Origin of the sequence: Pseudomonas sp. CFBP2511, from assembly GCF_030209255.1 — a bacterium.
Lineage (GTDB): Bacteria > Pseudomonadota > Gammaproteobacteria > Pseudomonadales > Pseudomonadaceae > Aquipseudomonas > Aquipseudomonas avellanae.
In genome coordinates this window covers 1-21772 of the sequence record NZ_JARVSI010000044.1, presented here as the reverse complement: position 1 = coordinate 21772, position 21772 = coordinate 1, and the positions used below count along the sequence as shown (strand labels likewise).

20 protein-coding genes are annotated in these 21772 nt (G+C 59.4%); 11 read left to right on the top strand and 9 right to left on the bottom strand.

Going from position 1 to position 21772, the window contains the following annotated elements; genetic code table 11:
- Window positions 1–402 precede the first annotated feature (402 nt).
- Window positions 403–1842, bottom strand: coding sequence for a cardiolipin synthase (gene cls / locus QRN38_RS27725; protein ID WP_007244978.1), 1440 nt, complete (start codon window positions 1840–1842; stop codon window positions 403–405).
- 172 nt (window positions 1843–2014) lie between these two features.
- On the opposite strand from cls, the gene QRN38_RS27720 reads away from it, so the two are divergent.
- On the top strand, window positions 2015–2536 hold the full coding sequence (locus QRN38_RS27720) for a DUF3617 domain-containing protein (RefSeq protein WP_057419123.1): 522 nt from the start codon (window positions 2015–2017) through the stop codon (window positions 2534–2536).
- A gap of 198 nt (window positions 2537–2734) precedes the next feature.
- Entirely contained in the window at window positions 2735–3958 is a 1224-nt protein-coding gene (locus QRN38_RS27715; RefSeq protein WP_007244980.1) for an N-acetylmuramoyl-L-alanine amidase, read from the top strand.
- A gap of 5 nt (window positions 3959–3963) precedes the next feature.
- Here the strand turns inward: QRN38_RS27715 and QRN38_RS27710 are convergent, their stop codons facing one another.
- A complete protein-coding gene (locus QRN38_RS27710; protein ID WP_057415712.1) occupies window positions 3964–4362 on the bottom strand; it encodes a hypothetical protein in 399 nt (132 codons plus the stop codon).
- Between the two features lie 141 nt (window positions 4363–4503).
- Here QRN38_RS27710 and zigA point away from each other — a divergent pair, with 141 nt between their 5' ends.
- Together zigA and QRN38_RS27700 are read left to right on the top strand one after the other, a co-directional pair.
- Window positions 4504–5715, top strand: coding sequence for a zinc metallochaperone GTPase ZigA (gene zigA, locus QRN38_RS27705; RefSeq protein ID WP_005768308.1), 1212 nt, complete (start codon window positions 4504–4506; stop codon window positions 5713–5715).
- Entirely contained in the window at window positions 5715–6365 is a 651-nt protein-coding gene (locus QRN38_RS27700) for a DUF1826 domain-containing protein (RefSeq protein ID WP_005768309.1), read from the top strand. Before zigA ends, QRN38_RS27700 begins: the two co-directional genes overlap by 1 nt.
- 6 nt (window positions 6366–6371) lie before the next feature.
- On the opposite strand, the gene QRN38_RS27695 is transcribed toward QRN38_RS27700, so the two are convergent.
- Window positions 6372–6743 carry a hypothetical protein gene (locus QRN38_RS27695; protein ID WP_057419124.1) on the bottom strand — a complete coding sequence of 124 codons (372 nt, stop codon included), beginning with the start codon at window positions 6741–6743 and terminating at the stop codon, window positions 6372–6374.
- 52 nt (window positions 6744–6795) lie between these two features.
- On the opposite strand from QRN38_RS27695, the gene QRN38_RS27690 reads away from it, so the two are divergent.
- Entirely contained in the window at window positions 6796–7767 is a 972-nt protein-coding gene (locus QRN38_RS27690; protein WP_057419125.1) for a CobW family GTP-binding protein, read from the top strand.
- Window positions 7768–7815: 48 nt separating this feature from the next.
- Here QRN38_RS27690 and QRN38_RS27685 read toward each other — a convergent pair whose 3' ends face one another.
- Window positions 7816–8208 carry a DUF3301 domain-containing protein gene (locus QRN38_RS27685; protein WP_005621919.1) on the bottom strand — a complete coding sequence of 131 codons (393 nt, stop codon included), beginning with the start codon at window positions 8206–8208 and terminating at the stop codon, window positions 7816–7818.
- Window positions 8209–8326: 118 nt separating this feature from the next.
- On the opposite strand from QRN38_RS27685, the gene pdxY reads away from it, so the two are divergent.
- Window positions 8327–9193, top strand: coding sequence for a pyridoxal kinase PdxY (gene pdxY, locus QRN38_RS27680; protein ID WP_057419126.1), 867 nt, complete (start codon window positions 8327–8329; stop codon window positions 9191–9193).
- 46 nt (window positions 9194–9239) lie between these two features.
- Here pdxY and QRN38_RS27675 read toward each other — a convergent pair whose 3' ends face one another.
- Entirely contained in the window at window positions 9240–9725 is a 486-nt protein-coding gene (locus QRN38_RS27675; protein WP_003378342.1) for an acyl-CoA thioesterase, read from the bottom strand.
- 292 nt (window positions 9726–10017) lie between these two features.
- Between QRN38_RS27675 and QRN38_RS27670 the strand changes: the two genes are divergently transcribed.
- A complete protein-coding gene (locus QRN38_RS27670; RefSeq protein ID WP_005768314.1) occupies window positions 10018–11781 on the top strand; it encodes a cation:proton antiporter in 1764 nt (587 codons plus the stop codon).
- Window positions 11782–11820: 39 nt separating this feature from the next.
- On the opposite strand, the gene QRN38_RS27665 is transcribed toward QRN38_RS27670, so the two are convergent.
- The 3 genes from QRN38_RS27665 to uvrD form a co-directional block, all read right to left on the bottom strand.
- Complete coding sequence (locus QRN38_RS27665; RefSeq protein WP_005768316.1) at window positions 11821–12228, bottom strand: SMI1/KNR4 family protein; 408 nt, start codon at window positions 12226–12228, stop codon at window positions 11821–11823.
- A 130-nt stretch (window positions 12229–12358) separates the two neighbouring features.
- A complete protein-coding gene (locus tag QRN38_RS27660; protein WP_005768318.1) occupies window positions 12359–13201 on the bottom strand; it encodes a Tim44 domain-containing protein in 843 nt (280 codons plus the stop codon).
- A 224-nt stretch (window positions 13202–13425) separates the two neighbouring features.
- Entirely contained in the window at window positions 13426–15609 is a 2184-nt protein-coding gene (uvrD, locus tag QRN38_RS27655; protein ID WP_057419127.1) for a DNA helicase II, read from the bottom strand.
- A gap of 320 nt (window positions 15610–15929) precedes the next feature.
- On the opposite strand from uvrD, the gene hexR reads away from it, so the two are divergent.
- A complete protein-coding gene (hexR, locus tag QRN38_RS27650; protein ID WP_007244986.1) occupies window positions 15930–16796 on the top strand; it encodes a transcriptional regulator HexR in 867 nt (288 codons plus the stop codon).
- Between the two features lie 143 nt (window positions 16797–16939).
- Window positions 16940–17125, top strand: coding sequence for a PA3496 family putative envelope integrity protein (locus QRN38_RS27645; RefSeq protein WP_005768325.1), 186 nt, complete (start codon window positions 16940–16942; stop codon window positions 17123–17125).
- On the opposite strand, the gene QRN38_RS27640 is transcribed toward QRN38_RS27645, so the two are convergent.
- Window positions 17079–18029 carry a LysR family transcriptional regulator gene (locus tag QRN38_RS27640; RefSeq protein WP_024668337.1) on the bottom strand — a complete coding sequence of 317 codons (951 nt, stop codon included), beginning with the start codon at window positions 18027–18029 and terminating at the stop codon, window positions 17079–17081. The genes QRN38_RS27645 and QRN38_RS27640 overlap by 47 nt on opposite strands.
- 213 nt (window positions 18030–18242) lie before the next feature.
- Between QRN38_RS27640 and QRN38_RS27635 the strand changes: the two genes are divergently transcribed.
- A complete protein-coding gene (locus QRN38_RS27635; protein WP_024668338.1) occupies window positions 18243–19658 on the top strand; it encodes an acetyl-CoA carboxylase biotin carboxylase subunit in 1416 nt (471 codons plus the stop codon).
- A 102-nt stretch (window positions 19659–19760) separates the two neighbouring features.
- A complete protein-coding gene (oadA, locus tag QRN38_RS27630; RefSeq protein ID WP_057419128.1) occupies window positions 19761–21569 on the top strand; it encodes a sodium-extruding oxaloacetate decarboxylase subunit alpha in 1809 nt (602 codons plus the stop codon).
- Window positions 21570–21772 lie beyond the last annotated feature (203 nt).

The following is a 21772-nucleotide window of genomic DNA, read 5'->3' as shown; positions in this document are numbered from 1 at the left end:
CTCGCTTTCTGTAGGAGCGGACTTGTCCGCGAACTGCCGGGAACCGGCAGCAAAACAGGTAAGCACGGTGCACCCGGTAAAATCAAGGTGGCCTGTTCTAGGGCCGCTTCGCAACCCTTCGCGGACAAGTCCGCTCCCACGCCCTCCGGGCAGAAGCGCGTTGTGTGTGCGGACCGGGCGAAGCTTCGCTTGTCCGGGATTTCTCGCTTTCTGTAGGAGCGGACTTGTCCGCGATCTGCCGGGCACCGGCAGCAAAACAGGTAAGCACGGTGAACCCGGTAAAATCAAGGTGGCCTGTTTTTGGGCTGCTTCGCAACCCTTAGCGGACAAGTCCGCACGCCCTCCGGGCAGAAGCCTCGTTTTCGGGGACTTGAGGAGTTGTGTATAACTTCCAGTGCAGTCTCACAAAATCGGCGAGATCAGCCTGGCTACGCGCATGCCGAGCTGATGCAGGCGTCGGGTTTCATGGCTTTCCTGCAGGGATATTTCGCGCGCCGCAGCGAAGTCGGCGGTGAGCATGGCCTCGACCTGGCTGGAGAAGTCGCTGTCGACGGTGAGCAGCATCAGTTCGAAGTTGAGGCGGAACGAGCGGTTGTCGAGGTTGGCGCTGCCGATGGCGGTGATGTCGTTGTCGACCAGCACCACCTTCTGATGCAGAAAGCCCGGCTCGTAGCGAAACACTCGCACACCCGCACGGACGGCATCAAAGGCATAAAGGCTGGAGGCGGCGTAGACCACGTAATGGTCTGGGCGCGAGGGCAGCAGCAGGCGCACGTCCACACCGCGCAGGACCGCCAGGGTCAGCGCAGCGCTCACGGCCTCGTCAGGGATGAAATAGGGGCTGGTGATCCATACGCGTTCTTCGGCAGCATGAATGGCTTCGACGAAAAACAGTGAACAGGTTTCCTGTGCATCGGCCGGCCCGCTGGTCAGCAATTGGCAGAGCACGCCGTCCTCGGGAAACTCGTCGGGCAGGCTGAGCGGCGGCAGCTCGCGGGTTGCCCAGAACCAGTCTTCGGCAAACGACTCCTGCAAACAGGCGACCACCGGGCCGATGACTTCCACGTGAGTATCGCGCCAAGGCGCCAGCGGCGGTTTCAGGCCCATGTATTCATCGCCGACGTTGTGCCCGCCGATGTAACCTTTCAGGCCGTCGGCCACCACGATCTTGCGATGGTTACGGAAGTTGATCTGGAAGCGGTTGAGCCATCCACCGCGCGTAGCGAAGGCCTTTATCTGCACACCACCGTCGCGCAACTTATCGATGTAGGCGCCCGGCAATGCATGGCTGCCGATGCGGTCGTACAGCACAAAAATCGCCACGCCCTGGGCGGCTTTTTCCAGCAACAACGTTTGCAGCTGGCGGCCGAGGTTGTCGTCATGAATGATGAAGAACTGAATCAGGATCGTCTGTTTCGCTTCGCGGATTGCCTGGAAAATCGCGCCGAACGTCTCGTCGCCATTGATCAGCAGCCTGACCTTGTTGTTGGCCAGCGCAGGCATGTTCCCCAGCCTGGGCATCGCACGCAGCGCCGCGTAGGCGTCTGATCGGCGTGCTGCCACGGCTTCCTCTATCCAGGGTCGCCAGTTGAGGCTGCCGATCGCTGCGCGCATCTCCTTGTTGGCCTCACGACGGGCCTTGATATACGCATCGAACGAGCTGCGTCCGAATATCAGATAAGGCAGCAAGGTGAAGTAGGGGATGAACAGCAACGGCATCGCCCAGGCGATCGCGCCTTGGGAGGTGCGCACCGTCAGCAGCGCATGGATGGCGGCACCTGTGCCCAGCAGATGAATGAAACCGAGGACATAACCGAAAAAATACGGGTCGTGATAATCCATGTGGAACAATGCTCCTCGCTTTGCTCCCTAACAGACCACAGCTGGACAGGAATGTCGCTATTTTATTCCCGCTGCAACTGGGCGGCGCTTGTGTCGTCTAAGGCTTATCTTTCGGCTGAACTATCGTTCCAGCCCTGTGTTTCTCTGCAACTGCCTGATCAGGAATCTCGATATGAACAAACGCATGTTGGCTTGGATGTTTTGTCTGGCTGCTCCCTCGGCTCAAGCCCAGATGCTGCAACCCGGCTTGTGGGAACTCACCTCAAGCAACATGAAGGTAGATGGCCAGCAGCTACCGGATATGCAGTTGATGCTGGGGCAGTTGCAAAACCTGCCGCCTGAGCAGCGCGCCATGATGGAGCAGATGATGAAGAAGCAGGGCGTCTCGCTCGGCGGCAAGGGTGTGCGGGCGTGCCTGACTCAGGCGCAGGTGCAATCAGACGATATCCCGCTGACTGATCCGGCTTCCGGTTGCACGCAGAAGATTACCGCGCGCAATGGCAAGACCTGGAACTTCCAGTTCTCTTGCCCGAAAGCGCAAGGTACAGGGCAAGCCCAGTTCCTCAGTGATCGTGAATTCACCACCAAAGTGGTGGGCACGTTCAACGCTACTGGCCAGCAACAGAACGGCAGCATGGACACCCGTTCCGTTTGGTTGGGCCCGCAGTGTGGCAATGTTGCTCCGCGTACCTGATTAAATTCATGGAGTTATGTTCCACGTGGAACATCGACTGAAAAGGCGATGATTTATTGTCGCCGATGGCTTGCAGTTGATGACGGAATCTTCATGAAGTGCTTCATCTTGCGTCTGTAACTGCATGTTATATTGTTACTATTACGTGGATGAACCCTTCATGAGCCGGGATGCTCGATTTGCTCTTTGAGACATTCCATGCACCGACGTCAAGTGTTGCTCAATATGTTGCTGGCCAGCGCCGCCCTGACGTTGCCGTTTGGCGTGTGCGCTACGCAGATCAGTAATGCGCGCCTTTGGCGGACCAACGACAAGCTGCGGCTGGTGCTCGACCTGAGCGGCCCGGTGCAATACAAAACCTTCTCGCTGACTTCGCCCGATCGTCTGATCATTGATGTCAGCGGTTCGCGGCTGACTGGCGATTTCAGCCAGCTGGCGCTGGATCGCACGGTTATCAAATCGATTCGTTCCGGTCATTACGGCACGGGCGATGACACGCGCATCGTGCTGGACCTGACTGCGCCGGTGCAGCTCAACAGCTTCTTGCTCGGCCCGGAAGGCGGGCAGGGCCACAGGCTGGTGCTGGACATGAGTTCCACGGCTCGTGCGCCGGTACAGATGGCCGAGCTGCCGCCGCCCGTGCCGGTTCCCATCCAGAGCAAAGCGCGCACCGGCCGCGACATCATGGTGGTGGTCGACGCCGGTCATGGCGGCAAGGACCCAGGTGCTGTCGGGTCGCGTGGCGAGCGCGAGAAAGATGTGGTGCTGTCGATCGCCCAGTTGCTGGCCAAACGCTTGAAGCGCGAGAAGGGTTTTGATGTGCGCTTGGTGCGCAATGACGATTTCTTTGTGCCGCTGCGCAAGCGCGTCGAGTTCGCGCATAAATCCAATGCCGACATGTTCATCTCCGTGCACGCCGACGCCGCGCCTCGTCTGACGGCGTCCGGTGCTTCGGTGTTCGCGTTGTCCGAAGGCGGCGCCACGTCGGCAACCGCACGCTTCATGGCGCAGCGGGAAAACGGTGCGGACCTGCTGGGCGCGACGTCGCTGCTCAACCTCAAGGACAAGGACCCGATGCTTGCCGGGGTGATTCTCGACATGTCGATGAACGCCACCATCGCCGCCAGTCTGCAACTGGGTCACACGATACTGGGCAGCCTGGAAGGCATCACCACGTTGCACCAGAAGCGTGTGGAACAAGCCGGATTCGCGGTGCTCAAATCGCCGGATGTGCCGTCGATTCTGGTTGAAACCGGGTTCATCTCCAACAGCCGTGACAGTCAGCGTCTGGTCACAGCGCGCCATCAACAGGCCGTTGCGGACGGGCTGTTCGATGGCCTGCAACGTTACTTCCAGCGCAACCCGCCCATGGATTCGCACCTGGCCTGGATGCAGGCGCAAAAGCAGGAACAGCAGGCGTGAGCCCGTCAGCGGCAGCCATTCAGGCGGCTGCAGGTGATCTTGCTGCGCGTACCGCTTGAGCTGGATACCCGCGTGATGGTGGTCCAGCCCACGCGTTGGACAGTGCCAACCCAGGCTTCGCCATTCGAGGCCAGCCCGGTAAAAAACGTCAGTTGACCATAGCGAGTGTTGGTCTGCACCCAGCGACGTTTATCAATCTTCTCGTAACCTCTCAACCAGGTCGTCGAGCCCGCGGTGACAACGCTGTAGCTGTTGCCCTGTGCGTCGCTGCACGCCAGAACGGTCACGCTGCGTGTGCAAGTCGCGAGGTCGGCCGGGGGCTTGCCGAATGCTGCCATTGCCTGCGCACTGAACAGCACCGCTAGACCTATCGAAGCAATCAGACCTGTTGAAACCTGATTCATTAAGATCCCTTCACCAAGGTCAGTAGCTATTGTGTGTTGTTATACTATAACATGATGCCGTGATTAGAGCCGGCTGCCTGAGGGATTCGTTGCAGCCGACATGAACAAGGCCCAAGCCTTGCAGCTGCCCGGAGAATCCTGATGGCAAACCTTCTACCTGTTACCGTCCTTTCCGGTTTTCTCGGTGCCGGAAAAAGCACCTTACTCAATTACATACTGCGCAATCGTGAAAACTTGCGAGTTGCGGTGATCGTCAATGATATGAGCGAGATCAACATTGATGGCGGCGAAGTTCAGCGCGATGTCAGCCTGAACCGCGCCGAAGAAAGGCTGATCGAGATGAGCAATGGCTGCATTTGCTGCACCCTGCGCGAGGATTTGCTCGAAGAAGTCAGCCGCCTTGCCCAGGACGGTCGTTTTGATTACTTATTGATCGAATCCACGGGTATTTCCGAGCCGTTGCCGGTCGCCGAGACCTTCACCTTTCGTGACGAGGCAGGCAAGAGCCTGATGGACCTGGCGCGGCTGGACACGATGGTCACTGTGGTCGACGGGGTGAATTTCCTGCTTGATTACGAAGCGGCAGACGGCTTGTCCACACGCGGCGAAAGCCTCGGCGAAGATGATGACCGCTCGATCACTGACCTGTTGATCGAACAGATCGAGTTCGCCGACGTCATCCTGCTCAGCAAGATTGACCTGATCAGCTCCAGCGAGCGTGAAGAGCTGATGGCCATTCTGAAACGCCTGAACCCTGATGCGCAGATCGTGCCGATGGTCATGGGTCAGGTGCCGCTGGCGACAATTCTCAACACCGGTCGTTTTGACTTCGAGCGTGCGTCCCAGGCCCCTGGCTGGCTGAAAGAAATGCGCGGTGAACATGCGCCGGAAACCGAGGAATACGGCATCGCCTCGACGGCTTATCGTGCTCGTCGCCCCTTTCATCCGCAGCGCTTCTTCGATCTCATCAATCGCCCCTGGACCAACGGCAAACTGCTGCGCTCCAAGGGTTTCTTCTGGCTGGCCAGCAAGTACAAGGACGCGGGCAGCTGGTCGCAGGCGGGCGGCTTGATGCGTCACGGTTTTGCCGGACGCTGGTGGCGCTTCGTGACCCGCGACAGCTGGCCCCAGGACAAGGAAAGCGTCGCATCGATTCTGGAAAACTGGTCGAGCGAAACCGGCGACTGCCGTCAGGAGCTGGTCTTCATCGGGCAGAACATCGATTTCACGCTGCTCACGGCCGAACTGGACAACTGCCTGCTCACCGACGACGAGATGGCCGCAGGTGCCGAGCGCTGGCGCCAGCTGTCCGATCCCTTTGGCGAATGGTATGAAGACGAGGTGGCTGCCTGATGCTCGCGTATCGTATGAAACACAAGCCTGTGGTCCGTCAGGCGCAGGACTGCACGCCCGACGTACTGAGCCAGGTGCTGGAAGACGGTGTAAATCTTGCGGTCTGGCAGCGTCGTTTGCCCGCGCACATCGAGGATTTCAGCACATTGCTGTTGTCGATGGGTCAGCCGCTTGCCGAGTCGATGACCCTGGAAGTGAAAGGCGGCGAAGTCGAGCCTGATTTGAGTACGCTGGCGCGTGGGTATGCCGATCTGCAGGGTTATCAGGGCTTCATCGCCGACGTGTCCTGGCTGGTGAGCGCTTATGCCTGCCTGCTGGGGGCCGAGTGTGTCGGCTTACGCCTGCGGGTGCTCGACAAGGCCATGTGCCCGCGCTTCCATGTCGATCATGTGCCGGTGCGCTTGATTACCACCTATGGCGGAGTCGGTAGCCAGTGGCTGCACGAAGGCGTCATGGACCGTAAGCAACTGGGTCGCGCCGAAGCCGAGCCAGGCGATGCTGCCGATATCCAGCAGATCAACAGCGGTGACGTGGCATTGCTCAAGGGCGAGCGCTGGCATGGCAATGAAGGCGCGGGCCTGATCCATCGTTCGCCGCAATTGGTACGTAACGAGCGCAGGCTGATTCTGACCCTGGACTGGCTCGCATAGGGCGGGTTACGGCGTGATCCACTGACCCTTGCTCTGGCCTTCGCAAAAAGGCTTGAGGTACAGCGCGTCGCGGGCCACGCCGTAATAGTGGATGTTCTCGCGGTAGGGCATATTGGCCACCTGCGCGTTGCGACAGACGCCGAATGCGCCAGCCGGGCACTGCGCCGAGTAGGTCGTCTCGGTTTTCTGCCCGGTCAGTTGCGGCTGGCAAAAACTGTCGTGGAACAGGTTGGCCGGGATGTTGATGTTTTCCTGGCAGACCTTGACGTCCAGCCGCTCGGCCTGGCTATGCACCAGACACGCCTCAGCCCACGCCGTACCTGAAAACACCGCCAGCAGCATCAGCGCCAGGCGAGCAGTCGACTGTATCGCTTGCATCGTTACCTTTCCTTGCTCTTCAATGAACCACGCACTCTTCAAAAGTGATCCCATGCTGCAGAACATCCCCACGCACGTTATCGGCGGCCCGCTGGGTGCCGGCAAGACCAGCCTGATCAAGCGCCTGCTGGCGCAGAAACCTGCCCATGAACGCTGGGCGGTGCTGATCAACGAGTTCGGGCAGATCGGCCTGGACGCCGCGCTGCTGACCACAACTGCCGATGGTATCGCACTTGGTGAAGTGGCTGGCGGCTGCCTGTGCTGCGTCAACGGGGTGCCGTTCCAGATTGGTCTGGGCCGATTGCTGCGCAAGGCCCGGCCTGATCGATTGCTGATCGAGCCTTCGGGGCTGGGGCACCCTGCGCAACTCATGGCCCAACTGCGCGAAGCACCCTGGCGTGGCGTGCTGACGGTGCAGCCCGGCGTGATGGTGCTGGACGCGGCGGCGATGGCGGCCGGCCAGCCGTTACCGGCCACCCAGCAGGAAGCGCTGGCGGAGGCGGGGCTGGTGGTAATGAACAAGTCCGAGCAACTGGATGAAGCGGCGCGTCAGGCCCTGGCAGAACAGATGAAGCCATGCGCGTTGCTGTGGACCCGGCACGCAGATTTGCCACTTAATCGTTTGCCGGGATTCGTTGACTGCACGGCTGTGGATAAACACGCTGTGGATAACCTGACGTTGCCCAACAGCATCGGACAGTTGCCTGCCCTGTGGGCTGACCCGAACGTGCCGATCTGCCTGAGCCAGGCCAGCGCCGAAGGCTGGAGTGTGGGCTGGCGCTGGCACCCCTCGCAGCAATTTGATCTGCAGCGCGTGCTGCATTGGCTGGAAGGCATGGCGTGGCGACGGGCGAAGGTGGTTATCCACAGCGAGGGCGGCTGGTATTCCGGCAATCTCCTGGAGGGTGCACCACTGGCCTGGCAAATCAGCGAATGGCGACAGGATTCGCGCCTGGAACTGATCTTCTCGGCGCCGCAGGATGTGGATACATTGCAGGCGCAGATGGCGGAGTGCCTGGCCTGACGCACCGGCGCACAGGTCGCCCACACAACGATTTGCATTACCTGGCCGCTACTGCTTCCACTTCTGATGCGATTGACGCCATTCGCTCATTTGAATAATTTCAGCACTGGGTGGTGGCGTTTTGATTTCAAAGGGGTAGGGTGCCAGTTCGATTTGCGCGGTGTGTGCGCCGAACAGGGTGATCGTGCCCGGATGACGTTGCTCGCCGGTCACGGTGAATTCAAATGCGTACACCCGAGCCAGACGCTTGCGACCCTGAGTATCGAGGGCGAAGGTCAGGCGGCGCAGGGCGACCGCGTCGTCCAGCAGCTGGAGTTCGAGCCGTGCGCAGTGCTGTTTGACGCGTGCCAGCGCTTTTTCACGCAGACCATGGGCGTGCCACCACCAGGCCGCGGCGCTCGCGAACAGCATCAGCACGAAAATGTTTCCCAGGGTCAGCATGACGGAGTGCTCCAACGTAGGAGTCACCAGCTTAACTGTCCTGAGTGATTTACAGCCATACTGCGCAACTTATATTTCTCATTATTGCATTTGCATCGTGTTCAGGATTCTACCCGCCATGAAACGTACGCCCCACTTGCTCGCTATTCAGTCCCATGTGGTGTTCGGCCACGCCGGCAACAGCGCAGCGGTGTTCCCGATGCAGCGTATTGGAGTCAATGTCTGGCCGCTCAACACGGTTCAGTTCTCCAACCACACGCAATACAAGCAGTGGACGGGCGAAGTCCTGGCCCCGCAGCAAATCCCCGCGCTGATCGACGGTATTGCCGCCATTGGCGAGCTGGGCAACTGTGATGCGGTGTTATCCGGCTACTTGGGCAGCGCAGCGCAGGGGCGGGCGATTCTGACCGGTGTGGCGCGTATCAAGGCCGCCAATCCCAAGGCGCTGTACCTGTGCGACCCGGTGATGGGCCATCCTGAAAAAGGCTGCATCGTACCTCCGCAAGTCAGCGATTTTCTGCTGGACGAAGCCGCAGCCGTGGCTGACTTCATGTGCCCCAATCAGCTGGAACTGGACAGCTTCTCGGGCCGCAAGCCTGAATCACTGCCCGATTGTCTGGCGATGGCACGGGCGCTGTTGGCGCGAGGCCCCAAGGCCATCGTGGTCAAGCACCTCGATTATCCCGGCAAGGCCGCCGATGGCTTTGAAATGCTGCTGGTGACCGCCGAGGCCAGTTGGCACCTGCGCCGTCCGCTGCTGGCGTTTCCGCGCCAGCCGGTTGGTGTAGGTGATCTGACGTCCGGGTTGTTTCTGTCGCGAATTCTGCTGGGCGACGATCTGGTCGCGGCGTTCGAGTTCACCGCAGCAGCAGTCCATGAAGTGCTTCTGGAAACCCAGGCGTGTGGCAGTTACGAGCTGGAACTGGTCCGTGCCCAGGATCGCATCGCGCATCCCCGGGTGAAGTTCGAAGCCGTGCGGTTATAACCTCAGCCGTTCAAGCGACTCAGGCGTCCTTGCCTGAGTCAGCGCATTACAAGGCTTCTTCCTTGATGTCCTGATAACGCTTCTCCAGTTCCTGGCGGATCTGGCGGCGTTGTTGCGCCTGAATGAAACGGCGCTTGCCTTCCGGCGTTTCCGGCTCTAGAGGCGGGACAGCCGCAGGTTTGCGATTGTCGTCCACGGCGACCATGGTGAAGAAACAACTGTTGGAATGACGTACCGAGCGCTCGCGGATATTTTCAGTGACGACTTTGATACCGACTTCCATCGACGTGTTGCCGGTGTAATTGACCGATGCCAGAAACGTCACCAGCTCGCCGACATGCACCGGCTCGCGAAAAATCACCTGATCCACCGACAGCGTCACCACATAGCGGCCGGCATAGCGGCTTGCGCAGGCGTAGGCCACTTCGTCCAGGTACTTGAGCAACGTACCGCCGTGCACATTGCCAGAAAAGTTGGCCATGTCCGGGGTCATCAATACAGTCATCGACAGCTGGGCGTTTCCGGGTTCCATAGCGTACTCACACGGTCAAGGTGTTCAAAGGACGCCTATGCTGGCGCTCAATAGGGCTTGCGACAGTTATCGGGACGCTGGCCAGCAGACGGCCGTCACGCGTCATAACTATCTGTTTCCATATATTGCACCGGCTTTATGTCCAAGGGGGCGGTGTTAACCTGCAAAAACCCGTGGATCGGGTTTTTTCTTACGTTTTAATCGGATTTCGATGACGAACCGGGTGGCTCACGCCTTACAAGGTGTGGCGATGTCGGTTGCGAACGTCATCACCAAAAGGAGCTTTGCCGCCATGCATGCCATCAATTTCATTCAAGACCTGGCAGTGATCATGCTGGTGGCGGGCGTAGTGACCATTCTCTTTCATCGCCTTCGTCAGCCCGTGGTGCTCGGTTATATCGTCGCCGGCTTCATCATCGGCCCGCACACGCCACCGGTCAGCCTGATCCACGATGAGGACACCATCAAGATCCTGGCCGAGCTGGGGGTGATCTTCCTGATGTTCTGCCTGGGGCTGGAGTTCAGCCTGCGCAAGCTGTTCAAGGTCGGGGCCACAGCGTTCATCGCCGCGTTCCTCGAAATTGCCCTGATGATCTGGATTGGTTACGAGATCGGTCAGTTCTTCGGCTGGAAAACCATGGACTCGCTGTTTCTCGGCGCGATTTTGGCGATCTCCTCGACCACCATCATCGTCAAGGCGCTCAACGACCTGAAGATGAAGAACCAGCATTTCGCCCAGTTGATCTTCGGCGTGCTGATCGTCGAAGACATTCTGGGCATCGGCATTATCGCGCTGCTGTCGGGCATTGCGGTCAGTGGTTCGGTCAGTTCGGGCGAAGTGTTCTCCACGGTCGGCAAGCTGTCGCTGTTCATGATTGTGGCGCTGGTCGTCGGCATTCTGCTGGTGCCGCGATTGCTGTCCTACGTCGCCAGGTTCGACAGCAACGAGATGCTGCTGATCACCGTGCTGGGCTTGTGCTTCGGCTTCTGCCTGCTGGTGGTCAAGCTGGAATACAGCATGGTATTGGGCGCGTTCCTGATCGGCGCGATAATGGCCGAGTCGCGAGAGCTGCTGAAGATCGAACGGTTGATCGAACCCATCCGGGACATGTTCAGTGCGATCTTCTTTGTCGCCATCGGCTTGATGATCGATCCGAAAATCCTTCTGGAATATGCCTGGCCGATTGCAGTCATCACTGTCGCGGTGGTGTTGGGCAAGATGATTTCCTGCGGCCTTGGCGCGTTTATCGCCGGCAATGACGGCCGTACCTCACTGCGTGTGGGCATGGGGCTGTCACAGATTGGCGAGTTTTCCTTCATCATCGCGGCACTGGGCATGACCCTGCAGGTCACCAGCGATTTCCTGTACCCGGTGGCCGTCGCTGTATCGGCAATCACCACGTTGCTGACGCCCTACCTTATTCGCGGCGCTGATCCGTTGTCGCTCAAGCTGGCGGCAATAATGCCCCGGCGCGTGGCGCGGGTGTTCGGCATGTACGGTGAATGGCTGCGCAGCATTCAGCCGCAAGGGCAGAGCGCAGTGCTCGCCGGGATGATCAGGCGGATTCTGCTGCAGGTTGGTGTCAACCTGGCGCTGGTGATGGCGATCTTTTTCAGCGGTGGCTACTTCGCGGAACGTCTTGGCGGGTACATGGACGAGTGGGTGGCAGATGTCAGCCATCAGAAAGCCTGGATCTGCGGTGCGGCATTGCTGCTGTCGCTGCCGTTCCTGATTGCGGCGTACCGCAAGCTCAAGGCGCTGTCGATGTTGCTGGCAGAGATGGGCGTCAAGCCCGAGATGGCCGGCCGACATACCGTGCGCGTGCGCAAGGTCGTGGCGGAGGTGATTCCGTTGTTGTCGCTGGTGGTGATCTTTGTGATGCTGGCGGCGTTGTCGGCCAGTATTCTGCCGGCCAACGAATTGCTGCTGGTCGTTGTTCTGGTGGCTGCGCTGGTCGCCGCTTTGCTGTGGCGCTGGCTGATCCGCGTGCATACGCGGATGCAGATCGCGCTGCTGGAGACGCTGGGGAATAATCAGGAATCATCCGGGCATTGAGCCCGGTGATCTTTTCACAACCCGTGCAGCAGAGGTGCCTCAGCTTTCCAGCCAGACATCCCGAGCCCAGTGCCAGACCGACTCCCAGCTTTCTTCGGTAACCAGTTCTTCTTCGGCGGACCACAGCAACACAGTGCCGTCTTCCTCGACGCAGTAATAGTCTTCGCCGTCCTGGCAGATCGGGATAAGCTCGCGTGGCACGCCCAGATCCCAGGCGGTGGCACAGACTTCCGGCAGGTAGGTGTGCGACTGCGGGTCGGTCACAGTGACCGGCTCAAGGCTGCCATACACCACGTCGCTGACCGTCAGGAGAAACTCCTTGAAGACGAACGGGATGTTGATAAACAGCTGTTCCTCGATCTCGACCAGTTGGTCCTCGTCGGGCAGCTCAAGCGGAACCGGGACCGGTTCATTCGCTTCACGCAATTGTTCGATGACTTCTTCCACGACACGGATCCTCTCACTTGATGGCGCGGGTTATACAGTAGCGTAAAGCCTTTCTCAAAATAACTATCCGAACGGATAAACAAAAACCCCGGACATGTCCGGGGTTCTGAACGCGAGAACGGAATCTGGTTCAACCGTTCTGGCGAATTCCTGCGACCAGCCAAGGCTGGTTTTCACCTTGCGGGCGCTCCATGTTCCAGCTTTCGCTGAACACTTCGCCCTGGTCAAAGCGCGAGGTCTTGGACACGCCGGAGAAGGTCAGGGTAGCGATGGTCTTGTCGGCACGATCATCCAGACCGTCCAGCTGCACGTGCAGGTTATCGATGAAGGTCGACTGGAAGCCATCGCCCAGGTCTGCACGTTCCTTTTTCAGGAACTGCAGCATTTGCGGGGTGACGAACTCGGCGATCTTGTCCATCTCGTTGGCGTCCCAGTGCTGCTGCAGCGACTGGAAGTGACCACGGGCGGCGTCCAGAAAGCGCTCTTCGTTGAACCAGGCCGGTGCGTTGATGACGGGTGCGGCGGACGCAGGCGACGAGCTGCCGAAGATCGGGTTCTGTGCCGGCTGGCTGGTTTCACGCTGGTACGGCGCACCGGCAGCGGCCATTTTCGGCTGTTGCTGCTGACGACGGCGAGCGATGAAGCGGAAGATCAGGAAGGCGATGAGGCCCATGATCAGGATGTCGAACAGTTGCAGGCCGTTGAAGCCGTCACCCATGAACATCGACGCGAGCAGGCCACCGGCAGCGATACCGGCCAATGGGCCCAGCCAGCGGGAGGCACCGCTTGGCGCAGCAGCAGGGCGGCCAGCCGCGTTAGGCGCAGCTGCCGGAGTAGCCGGTGCGGTCTGGCGAGCCTGATGCGTAGGTGCCGAGCCCATGCTCTTGCCGCCACCGAAGCGCGCGGCGTTCACATCCAGGCTCATGGTGAGCCCGATGCACAGCGCCATCGCGATGCTTAGAAAACGTTGCATAAGGGTATTCCCGTTTTGTGATTGCACGCGCGCCATGTTGCACAGCAGATGCCGGCATGACCAGCGCGTTAGTGTTTCGGACTTTTACACAAATAGCGTAGGACTTTTCAGCGCGCTTCGTAGGACTTGTGATTAACCCCACGCAACGAGGTTATACACAGGTCTTGGAACGCCCGGAATAAACGATAGTCAGTGGCGTATGGACGATGATTGACCGGCCTACCCTACAACGCCACCAGCTTCGCATAGCCCATCATCAGCCACTTGCTGCCTTCGGCGAAGTTGACCTGCACGCGTGCCTGGGCACCAGCGCCTTCGAAGTTGAGGATCACGCCTTCGCCGAACACCGCATGCTGCACGCGCTGGCCCATGGCGAACTCGGTTTCCGGAATGCCGGTGCCGTTGAGCAAGCTGCCGCTGTTGAACTTCGGAGTGCCGCCGAAAGGACGGCTCACGCTGTTGGACAAACGGACTTCCTGAATCAGCGCAGGCGGAATCTCGCGGACGAAACGCGAAACCTTGTTGTAGGTTTCGCTGCCGTACAGGCGGCGTGTCTCGGCGTAGGTCATCACCAGCTGTTTCATGGCACGGGTGATGCCGACATAGGCCAGACGCCGCTCTTCTTCAAGACGGCCCGGTTCTTCCAGGCTCATCTTGTGCGGGAACAGACCTTCTTCCATGCCCACCAGAAACACATGCGGGAATTCCAGGCCCTTGGCGCTGTGCAGCGTCATCAACTGAATGCTGTCTTCATGCTCTTGCGCCTGAGTGTCGCCAGCTTCCAGCGAAGCATGGCCGAGGAAGGCGGCCAGCGGGGTCAATTCTTCGTCGCTCTCGTGATTTTCGAAAGCCCGAGCGGCGCTGACCAGTTCCTCAAGGTTTTCTACCCGGGCCTGGCCTTTCTCGCCTTTTTCCTGTTCGTGATAGGTAATCAGCCCGGACTGCTCGATGACTGTCTGAGTCATCAGGTGCAGCGGCATTTCCATGACCTTGGCCGACAGGTTCTCGATCAGCTCGATAAACCCGCCCAGCGCGCCGGCAGCGCGGCCAGTCAGGCCCTTGTTGGCGACCAGCAGGCGCATGGCTTCCCACATCGACACGTCGGCATGCCGCGCGTGCTCGCGAATCGCTTCGACGGTTTTCTCGCCGATGCCGCGTGCCGGAACGTTGATCACCCGCTCCAGCGCGGCATCGTTGCCGCGACCTTCCAGCAGGCGCATATAGGCCATCGCGTTCTTGATCTCGGCGCGCTCGAAAAAGCGCTGCCCGCCATAGATGCGGTACGGAATACGCTCGCGCAGCAGGGCTTCTTCCAGCACCCTAGACTGGGCGTTGGAACGGTACAAAATGGCGATGTCGTTGCGTGAGATGCCGGTTTTCAGGGCGCTCTCGATGGTCTCGACCACGTAACGCGCTTCGTCGTGTTCGTTGAAGGCGGCATACAGATTGATCAGCTCGCCATCGCCGACGTCGGTCCACAACTCTTTGCCCAGACGCCCGCTGTTATTGATGATCAAACCGTTGGCGGCTTTGAGGATGCTCGCCGTGGAGCGGTAGTTCTGCTCCAGGCGGATCACTTCGGTATCCGGGAAGTCATCGGAATACTGATGGATGTTCTCGATCTTCGCGCCACGCCAGCCGTAGATGGACTGATCGTCGTCGCCGACCACCATCAGGCTGTCGCCACCCTGAGCAAGCAGGCGCAGCCAGGCATATTGCACGGCGTTGGTGTCTTGAAACTCGTCCACCAGTACGTGGCGGAAGCGGCGCTGGTAGTGCGCCAGCAAGCCAGGGTTGTCACGCCACAGGTCCAGCGCGCGCAGCAGCAACTCAGAGAAGTCGATGACGCCTGCACGCTGGCAGGCAGCCTCGTAGGCTTCATAAACGCTTTTCATGGTGGTCAGGAACAGATCGCCGCTGGCCTGAATATGTTTCGGGCGCAGGCCTTCGTCTTTCTGACCATTGATGAACCACTGAGCCTGACGCGCAGGCCAGCGTTGCTCGTCCAGACCCAGCTCGCGCATCACGCGCTTGACCAGACGTTGCTGGTCATCGCTGTCGAGAATCTGGAAGGTCTGCACCAGCCCGGCTTCCTGCCAGTGCGCCCGCAACAGGCGGTGCGCCAGGCCGTGGAAAGTGCCTACCCACATGCCAGCAGGGCTGATGCCCATGAGCTGCTCGATGCGGTGGCGCATCTCGGCAGCTGCCTTGTTGGTGAACGTCACCGACAGGACCGAATGCGGGGAGGCTTGCTCGACCTGCATCAGCCAGGCGATGCGATGCACCAGCACTCGGGTTTTGCCGGAGCCAGCACCGGCCAGGACCAACTGACGACCCAATGAGGCGGCTACGGCCTGACGTTGGGCATCGTTGAGGGAATTAAGAAGAACAGAGAGATCATCGCGCATCAGCGCATTCTAGGGTGCCGCGCGATGACGGGCAAACCATGCTTTGCGTCAGGCATAAAAAATGAGCAGGTGCTGACGACCGGTCGTCGCCATGCTGCCTGGCTTGAATAAGGTCAGTCTATCGTTGCCCGATGAGCGTGCGCGGGTCTGGTGTGAGGCTCGACGTAATGTAGGATTATTCCCACATATTTTTTTGAATTTTCCTTTTCAGGCCCGCGCAGGACGTTCCAGCGTCGTTTAACTGGGCGGTTTGCAGGTCATGTAGTATAACTACAAGAAAGCTACAACCCAGCCCATCTTCCCTTTGTTGAGTCTGCCCCTTGAATCTGCTGCAACACATCGCTCAGTCACGTCACCTGCTGCGCAAATCGGAGCTCAAAGTAGCCGACCATGTGCTGCTTGACCCTGCGGCTGTGATGCACAGTTCCATGGCCGATCTGGCGCACAGCGTCGGCATCAGCGAGCCGACCATCGTGCGTTTCTGTCGCGCCATTGGTTGCACCGGGTTTCAGGACCTCAAGCTCAAGCTGGCGCAAAGTCTGGCGGCGGGTGCCAGTTTTGGGCAGTTCGCGATTCACGAAGATGATTCGGTCGCTGATTACAGCCTGAAGATTTTCGACACCACCCTGCACACGCTTATGGAAGTGCGCGAGAACCTTGATCCCCACGCCTTGCAGCAGGCGGTCACGGCGATGGCCGGGGCCAATCGGGTGGAGTTTTATGGGTTTGGTGCATCTGGCGCCGTGGCTGCCGATGCGCAACACAAGTTCTTTCGACTGTTGCTGACCGCCGCTGCGTATTCCGACCCGCACATGCAGGCCATGTCGGCAGTTACGCTCAAGCCGACCGATGTGGCAGTGTGCATTTCCCAGTCGGGGCGCTCCAAGGACTTGTTGATCACCGCCAATCTGGTCCGCGAAAGCGGCGCTACGCTGATCACGCTGTGCCCGAGCCAGACGCCGCTGGCCGAGCTGTCTTCGGTCAACCTGGCCATCGATGTGCACGAAGACACCGAAATCTATACACCGCTGACCTCGCGTATCGCACATCTGGTGGTTATCGATGTGCTGGCAATGGGCGTCGCGATGGCTCGAGGGCCGAGCCTGGTCAATCACCTCAAGAGCGTCAAGCGCAGCTTGCGCGGCTTGCGTTTGTCGCCGAAGTCGATCAAGGCCCACGAAGACTGATCACCGCTGACAGAGCAGAATTCATCGATCTGTCACCTGCGTGCCGCCTGACTGTCACTGTCGCGCTCCATTCTGGTGCTCCCACAAAACGTATTGGGAGACAGGACATGGCTCGGCATTACGATGATTTACCCAACAGCACCGTGAAAACCCGCCGTCAGCAGGAAGATCAGCGTCGCATGGAGTTTCGTCGGGCAATCGAGAGCTACAGCGAAGCGCGGCAGCTCAATCAGGAGCTTTGCGACTACATGGACGGTGTGAAAAACGCAGTCTGGCAGACCGCTACACCGCCTGCGGTCGACCGTCGAAGCGCTCGACAAGCTGGCTGATCTGCGCACGTTCGGTGCGGATGAACGCAAGAAAGGCGTGTGCCACGGGTGACAGGCGTTTGTCCCTGGCCTGAACCACGCACCAGCTTCGGTACAGCGGCAGCTCCGCCACGGGCAACTCTACGAGAGTGCCGGTGGCGAGTTCCTGGCAGACCGCATGCCGCGTCAGCATCGCCAGGCCCAGCCCGGCAACCACGCATTCACGCTGCGCTTCGCTGGACGACACCTCCAGGGTCTGGGTGAAGTGCACGCGTTTCTCCTTGAAATACTCCTCGCAGGCCCGGCGTGTACCCGATCCCGTTTCGCGGGTCAGCAGCGGCCACGGCTCCAGGTCTTTCAGTCTCAACGTTTCACGGCTGCTCAGCGGATGATCCGGCGGGGCCACGGCCACAATCGGGTTGTTGAGGAAGGGCAGAAACTCAAGGCCCATGTCCAGAGGCACTGCCGACATCACCACCAGATCGTCGCGGTTATCCGACAATCGCCTGATGATCTGCGCACGGTTGACTACCATCAGGCTCAGGCTGACTTCCGGATGCTGGCGTTTGAATGCAGCGAACAGGTGAGGAATGAAGTACTTGCAGCTCGACTCGACCGCAAGCTTCAGCTGGCCTTGCAGCGAGCCCTGCATATCGGAGAGCTGCATATCCAGGCTTTCAAGGCGCCCGAAGATATCCCGGCTGGCCAGTTGCAGCGCTTCTGCGGCTTCTGTCATGTAGAGCTTCTTGCCGACGTACTCGAACAGCGGCTGGCCGATCAGCTCTTCAAGCTGGCGAACCTGCAGGCTGACGGCGGGCTGGGTAAGGGACATTTCTTCTGCGGCGCGGCTGTAGGAGCGCAGGTCGCACACTTCGTTGAAAATACGCAGCTGACGCAATGTCATACGCATCAATGACTTACGCATGTATAAGGCCTTCAGAGGGGCGGCTGGGCGTTCAACTATAAGCTTTTACTTATGCACGACCCAATTTTTAATCATTTTTGTTAATCATTGATCAGGGCTAGGGTGTCCCTGCGGCATTCAGTCACATGCCTGTCTGCAAAAACGGCTGTAAAGCGCCATGCAGACGTATCGACCGGTTTGACCGGGTTTGTCCTTAGGGTCGAGGAAACACCAGTGATAACAAAAATTCTGATCGCCAACCGCGGAGAAATCGCCGTCCGCATCGTGCGTGCCTGTGCCGAAATGGGCATTCGCTCGGTAGCGATCTTCTCCGATGCGGACCGGCATGCTTTGCACGTCAAGCGGGCCGACGAAGCGTATAGCATTGGTGCCGAACCACTGGCCGGTTACCTGAACCCGCGCAAGCTGGTGAATCTGGCGGTGGAGACCGGGTGTGATGCATTGCACCCAGGTTATGGTTTTTTGTCGGAAAACGCTGAACTGGCTGACATCTGCACTGAACGTGGCATCAAATTCATCGGTCCGTCGGCAGAAGTGATTCGCCGTATGGGCGACAAGACCGAAGCGCGGCGCAGCATGATCAAAGCCGGTGTGCCGGTAACGCCGGGTACTGAAGGCAATGTGGCAGATATCGAAGAAGCGCTGGTCGAAGGCGAGCGTATCGGTTATCCGGTGATGCTCAAAGCCACTTCCGGTGGTGGTGGGCGCGGTATCCGCCGCTGCAACAGCCGCCAAGAGCTGGAGCAGGCTTTCCCCAGGGTGATTTCCGAGGCGACCAAAGCCTTCGGCTCGGCAGAAGTCTTTCTGGAAAAGTGCATCGTTAACCCCAAGCACATCGAAGCGCAGATTCTCGGCGACAGCTTCGGCAACGTGGTGCACCTGTTCGAGCGTGACTGTTCCATTCAGCGCCGTAACCAGAAGCTGATCGAGATCGCCCCCAGCCCGCAACTGACCCCTGAGCAGCGCGCCTATATCGGCGATCTGTCGGTGCGTGCGGCCAAGGCTGTCGGTTACGAGAACGCGGGTACCGTTGAGTTTCTGCTCGCCGAGGGCGAGGTGTACTTCATGGAGATGAACACCCGTGTACAGGTCGAGCACACCATCACCGAAGAAATCACCGGCATCGACATTGTTCGCGAGCAGATCAGCATCGCGTCCGGCCTGCCGTTGTCGGTCAAGCAGGAAGACATCATTCACCGCGGTTTTGCCCTGCAGTTTCGAATCAACGCAGAAGACCCGAAAAACAACTTCCTGCCCAGCTTCGGCAAGATCACCCGGTATTACGCCCCCGGCGGACCTGGCGTGCGCACCGACACGGCGATTTACACCGGCTACACGATTCCGCCGTACTACGACTCGATGTGTCTGAAGCTGATCGTCTGGGCATTGAGCTGGGAAGAGGCGATGGACCGCGGCCTGCGCGCGCTGGATGACATGCGCCTGCAAGGGGTGAAGACCACGGCTGCCTATTACCAGGAAATTCTGCGCAACCCGGAGTTTCGCAGCGGTGAGTTCAATACCAGCTTTGTCGAAAGCCACCCTGAGCTGACCAATTACTCGATCAAGCGCAAACCCGAAGAGCTGGCCCTGGCCATCGCTGCCGCCATTGCCGCACATGCAGGCTTATGAATGAGTCAGCTGCAAGTTGTCAGCTGCAAGCTTCAAGCAAGAGCGACTCGGCTTTTACTTGCGGCTTGTAGCTTGAAACTTGCAGCTTGAAAGGAGCTACCAATGACCAAGAAGATATTCGTAACCGACACCATCCTGCGCGACGCTCACCAATCGCTGCTGGCGACCCGCATGCGCACCGAGGACATGCTGCCAATCTGCGACAAGCTCGACAAGGTCGGCTATTGGTCGCTGGAAATGTGGGGTGGCGCGACGTTTGACGCCTGCGTGCGTTTTCTCAAGGAAGACCCTTGGGAGCGTCTGCGTCAGTTGCGTGCGGCTTTGCCCAATACCCGTCTGCAAATGCTTCTGCGCGGTCAGAACCTGCTGGGCTATCGGCATTACAGCGATGACGTGGTCAAGGCGTTCGTGGCCAAGGCGGCGGTGAATGGCATCGACGTGTTCCGCATTTTCGATGCCATGAACGATGTGCGTAACCTGCGCGTTGCCATCGAAGCGGTGAAGGCGGCAGGCAAGCATGCGCAGGGTACCATCGCCTACACCACCAGCCCGGTGCACACCATCGAAGCGTTCGTCGCGCAGGCCCGGCAAATGGAGGCGATGGGCTGCGACTCGGTGGCGATCAAGGACATGGCCGGTCTGTTGACGCCGTATGCCACCGGCGAGCTGGTCAGGGCGCTGAAAGCCGAGCAGTCGTTGCCGGTGTTCATTCACTCCCATGACACGGCGGGTCTGGCTGCGATGTGTCAGCTCAAGGCCATCGAAAGCGGCGCGGACCATATCGACACCGCCATCTCCAGCTTCGCTTGGGGCACCAGCCATCCAGGCACCGAGTCGATGGTTGCGGCGCTCAAGGGCAGCGAGTTCGACACCGGGCTGGATCTGGAGCTGTTGCAGGAAATCGGTTTGTATTTCTACGCAGTGCGTAAGAAATACTACCAGTTCGAGAGCGAATTCACGGCAGTCGATACCCGCGTGCAGGTCAATCAGGTGCCTGGCGGGATGATTTCCAACCTCGCCAACCAGCTCAAGGAGCAGGGCGCGCTCAATCGCATGAGCGAAGTACTGGCGGAAATCCCGCGCGTGCGCAAAGACCTGGGTTATCCACCGCTGGTCACACCGACTTCACAGATTGTCGGCACCCAGGCGTTTTTCAACGTGCTGGCTGGCGAGCGTTACAAGACCATCACCAATGAGGTGAAGCTTTACCTGCAAGGCGGGTACGGCAAAGCGCCGGGGCAAGTGGATGAAAAGCTGCGTCGGCAGGCGATTGGCAGCGAGGACCTGATCGATGTTCGTCCGGCCGACCTGCTCAAGCCGGAGATGACCAAGCTGCGTGCTGACATTGGCGCACTGGCCAAATCCGAAGAGGACGTGCTGACCTTTGCCATGTTTCCGGACATTGGCCGCAAGTTTCTTGAAGAGCGCGCCGCCGGGACCCTGACGCCGGAAGTGTTGCTGCCGATCCCCGAAGCCGGAAGCGTGGCCAAAGCAGGCGGCGAGGGTGTGCCGACCGAGTTCGTGATCGATGTGCATGGCGAGACCTACCGGGTGGACATCACCGGCGTGGGCGTCAAGGCCGAGGGCAAGCGCCACTTCTACCTGACCATCGACGGCATGCCGGAAGAAGTGGTGTTCGAGCCGCTCAACGAATTTGTCGGCGGCGGCGCGAGCAAACGCCAGCAGGCCAGCGCGCCGGGCCACGTCAGTACCACCATGCCGGGCAACATCGTCGATGTGCTGGTCAAGGAAGGCGATGTGGTGAAGGCCGGTCAGGCCGTGCTGATTACTGAAGCGATGAAGATGGAAACCGAAGTTCAGGCATCCATTGCCGGCAAGGTCGTGGCGATCCACGTTGCCAAGGGCGACCGCGTCAACCCGGGCGAGATACTGGTCGAGATCGAAGGCTGATCAGACGCCTCACATCATTCAACCGTTTACCTCAGGGAAGCACTCGTGGCTTCCCTTTTTTTATTCTGCAGGCGAAACGCCTTGCTTATGAAGCGCAGCACGATAGTCAGGATTATCGTTCCTACGGCCCCGCGTGGGAATGCAGCTCTAGACGCTCTGCGTCGCGAAGAGGACGCGGAGCGTCCGGAACGGCATGACGACGC

Excerpts from the sequence above, each read along its gene's own strand:
- cls (WP_007244978.1), bottom strand. The coding sequence starts at position 1,842 with ATGGATTATCACGACCCGTATTTTTTCGGTTATGTCCTCGGTTTCATT.
- QRN38_RS27720 (WP_057419123.1), top strand. The coding sequence starts at position 2,015 with ATGAACAAACGCATGTTGGCTTGGATGTTTTGTCTGGCTGCTCCCTCG.
- QRN38_RS27715 (WP_007244980.1), top strand. The coding sequence starts at position 2,735 with ATGCACCGACGTCAAGTGTTGCTCAATATGTTGCTGGCCAGCGCCGCC.
- QRN38_RS27710 (WP_057415712.1), bottom strand. The coding sequence starts at position 4,362 with ATGAATCAGGTTTCAACAGGTCTGATTGCTTCGATAGGTCTAGCGGTG.
- zigA (WP_005768308.1), top strand. The coding sequence starts at position 4,504 with ATGGCAAACCTTCTACCTGTTACCGTCCTTTCCGGTTTTCTCGGTGCC.
- QRN38_RS27700 (WP_005768309.1), top strand. The coding sequence starts at position 5,715 with ATGCTCGCGTATCGTATGAAACACAAGCCTGTGGTCCGTCAGGCGCAG.
- QRN38_RS27695 (WP_057419124.1), bottom strand. The coding sequence starts at position 6,743 with ATGCAAGCGATACAGTCGACTGCTCGCCTGGCGCTGATGCTGCTGGCG.
- QRN38_RS27690 (WP_057419125.1), top strand. The coding sequence starts at position 6,796 with ATGCTGCAGAACATCCCCACGCACGTTATCGGCGGCCCGCTGGGTGCC.
- QRN38_RS27685 (WP_005621919.1), bottom strand. The coding sequence starts at position 8,208 with ATGCTGACCCTGGGAAACATTTTCGTGCTGATGCTGTTCGCGAGCGCC.
- pdxY (WP_057419126.1), top strand. The coding sequence starts at position 8,327 with ATGAAACGTACGCCCCACTTGCTCGCTATTCAGTCCCATGTGGTGTTC.
- QRN38_RS27675 (WP_003378342.1), bottom strand. The coding sequence starts at position 9,725 with ATGGAACCCGGAAACGCCCAGCTGTCGATGACTGTATTGATGACCCCG.
- QRN38_RS27670 (WP_005768314.1), top strand. The coding sequence starts at position 10,018 with ATGCATGCCATCAATTTCATTCAAGACCTGGCAGTGATCATGCTGGTG.
- QRN38_RS27660 (WP_005768318.1), bottom strand. The coding sequence starts at position 13,201 with ATGCAACGTTTTCTAAGCATCGCGATGGCGCTGTGCATCGGGCTCACC.
- uvrD (WP_057419127.1), bottom strand. The coding sequence starts at position 15,609 with ATGCGCGATGATCTCTCTGTTCTTCTTAATTCCCTCAACGATGCCCAA.
- QRN38_RS27640 (WP_024668337.1), bottom strand. The coding sequence starts at position 18,029 with ATGCGTAAGTCATTGATGCGTATGACATTGCGTCAGCTGCGTATTTTC.
- oadA (WP_057419128.1), top strand. The coding sequence starts at position 19,761 with ATGACCAAGAAGATATTCGTAACCGACACCATCCTGCGCGACGCTCAC.